This is a genomic window from uncultured Limnohabitans sp. (assembly GCF_937889215.1).
GTDB lineage: Bacteria > Pseudomonadota > Gammaproteobacteria > Burkholderiales > Burkholderiaceae_C > Limnohabitans_A.
Map to the genome: position 1 here is coordinate 1 of NZ_CALBEX010000271.1, position 2,574 is coordinate 2,574.

The following is a 2,574-nucleotide window of genomic DNA, read 5'->3' on the forward strand; positions in this document are numbered from 1 at the left end:
AACAACACCACCGGCGACTACACCATCAGCTTTGCCGCCAGCAGCGCAGCCCTCAAGAAAGCCGCCCACAACACCTATGGCAGCGGCGTGCACAAGATCTCGGTGGACGCCAACGGCGATGGCGTCATGCAAGCGACTGAAGCCAGTCGCCTGTTTCTGGTGGCCAGCGGCACGGCTGAAACCTCACACACTGGGCAGGCCCTCCAAAACTACTCTGTGCAAGACAAGATCACCGGCAATGTGTTTGTGTACTTCTACGGCGACCCGGATGGCAATGGCATTGGCTTGTGGACGCGACTGGACAATACCGACACGGCAAGCAACCCAACTTTATCAACGACTGACCGGGACGGTCTCAGTTTGAATTCAAATACGGATTGGGACTACTACAACATCACTGGCGTCACTGGCGGCACCCAGGCCACCACGGGCAACACGGCGTTGGGCTTTGTCACCAGCATTGCTGCGCAGGTGTGGGAATTCCAGATGGGCCAAAGCGCTTCTACCGACATGAACTGGTCCGACGCCAGAACCTGGGCAGGTGACCACACCGCACGGGGCTCCAACACCAGCCGCATGGCCAGCCTGGCCGAGACACTGGCGCTGTATGCGGCCAATTTTGCTGGTGGCAATACGCCAGGTGCGGTGGAGGCCATGAGCAACCTCACGTCAACCACCACCACCACCGTTGCTGGCGAAAACAACGCGCCGGGTGGCTGGACAGGCGCCAACATCTGGACGGCTGCGCCCACGCCTTCGGGCAACGCGCTGGTCAGCCTCAGCTCGGGCCATGTGCTCGACGAATTGGGCACCGCCACCTCCAGAGTGTCGGCGGTGTTGTGAGGCGGGTGTGGTGGGTGTGGTGGGTGTGGCCGGCCGTGACGGGCCGTGGCGCGTCAGGTGGCCTCAACTGTGGCGTAAACGATTGGTCATCAACAGTTGCAGCAGCAATGCCCTGAAGACAATTCGACTGCGTGCGCTTTCTTTTTGCAGGATTTGTTGCAAGCCCGTGGCTGTCAGTTCCATGCAGACTGTGGGTTCTTTGGCCCGGGCCGTTGCGCTGCGCACGCCCGCTGTGAGCAGCGCCTGCTCACCAAAGGGTTGCCCCGCATTCAGGGTGACAAACACCTCACCACTTCGGCTGTCGATCAGTTCTACACAGCCTGCTTTGATGATGTAGAGTTTGTCGGCGGGTTGGCCGGCTTCAAAAAGGTGTTCGCCTGTGGCAAATGAAATTTCACTGAAGGTGCTCATTTCAGGCTTTCAGGAACGCTGCTGAGGTTGAGTGTGCGCATGATGGTGCTTCGGTTGATGCCTCTGAGGCCGATATGGCACGTGTTGAGCGTGTTGAATACTTTTTGCGGTATGAGGTTGGCGGTCACAACGGTCAAGGCTTTTGCGCTCATGTTGTGCGGCAGGTTGGCCAAACCCGATGCCAGTCCCAGCACTGCGCCTGGCCCGACTCTGTAAATCCGTCCGTCGGTTCGCAGTTCGATATCGCCTTGCCGAATGATGTAGCCCTGCGTCACGGCTTGCCCCATCTCGAACAGCACTGTCCCTGGTTTGTAAGCGGCCGTGTCCAGTGCCAAATCTTGGATCAGTTGGTAGTAGAGCCTCTCTTCACTGCTCAGGCCATGTTGGTGGTAGGCCTCTTGTGCCTCAATCGAGTCTGGGTGCAAGGTCCCGAGGACGTCGATTTTTTTCAAGTCGATCACAAAGTCGTATTGGGAAGCGGTCATGAGGTCAATCCTGTTGGTTTATGGGGTCAGTTGTTGTTGGATTTGCGCTTGAATACCCAAGGCTTTGGCTGCTGGGCTAGAAAAAAGCGCGGCGCGCAAAAAATCGGCGCGACCGGCTTGTGTAGACACCCGGCTGTGGCCCACAAAACCCGCGCATTGCCATTCACGCGCCAGTGCATCGCTCAAGCCCGGGCCAAATTCAGACGTTGCGCTGATAAAGATATCCGCTTCATTGAGCAACACTTGAGCCCAAGGGTCCACCCATTCAAAGGCGTGGTCTGCAATGCGTTGGTGGTTCAAGTGAACGCTTTGAACGTCGGTGCCAAGGATCCAACGCTCGATGCGTTGTTTCCAGATTGAAGGCAGTGTTTGTGCAATGTGCTGCACCCCTTGCCATGAGGCACGCTCTATTTGAAATGCAAATTGGTTCACGCCGCCCGGGTGTTTGTAGTCATGCGCTACGGCGGCGGCCAACAAGGCGCTGGACCAGGTTTTGTCGTCGTGTGCTGCATGGGTGGCATGCAGGATGTGCAGCAGGGTGGTCAAGACGATCAATACATCGGCCGTGTGCAGGCGGTTGTGATAGGCCGGCTCTGTGGGGCGCGTGTTGTCTGCAAATTGCTGCTCGATGTCGTGGGCGACGCATTGGGCAAATTGGTTCAGCACGATGGTGTCGTGATCGGTTGCCTGCACAAGCTTCAACGATTGTTGGCAGAGCGTCAAAATGCGGGGCAGGCCATCCCATTGGGCCTGCCAATTCATTCGCAGCAGACGACAAGCTTGGTGCAGGCCTTCAGGCCAGTTGTTGGGGGTCAGGGGCAGTTGGTTCACGGGC

Annotated in this window: 4 protein-coding genes; 1 reads left to right on the forward strand and 3 read right to left on the reverse strand. The window is 57.8% G+C overall.

Features of this window, described 5'->3' with window-relative positions:
* A partial coding sequence (locus Q0341_RS06875; RefSeq protein WP_299511469.1) for a hypothetical protein occupies positions 1-843 on the forward strand: 843 nt, incomplete at its 5' end.
* 63 nt (positions 844-906) lie between these two features.
* Here Q0341_RS06875 and Q0341_RS06880 read toward each other — a convergent pair.
* The 3 genes from Q0341_RS06880 to Q0341_RS06890 form a co-directional block, all read right to left on the reverse strand.
* The gene (locus Q0341_RS06880) at positions 907-1,254 is read right to left on the reverse strand and encodes a cyclic nucleotide-binding domain-containing protein (RefSeq protein ID WP_299511470.1); all 348 of its coding nucleotides are present in this window, start codon (positions 1,252-1,254) and stop codon (positions 907-909) included.
* Entirely contained in the window at positions 1,251-1,739 is a 489-nt protein-coding gene (locus Q0341_RS06885; RefSeq protein WP_299511472.1) for a cyclic nucleotide-binding domain-containing protein, read from the reverse strand. Before Q0341_RS06885 ends, Q0341_RS06880 begins: the two co-directional genes overlap by 4 nt.
* An 18-nt stretch (positions 1,740-1,757) precedes the next feature.
* The coding region (locus Q0341_RS06890; RefSeq protein WP_299511474.1) for a hypothetical protein at positions 1,758-2,574 on the reverse strand (817 nt) is incomplete at its 5' end.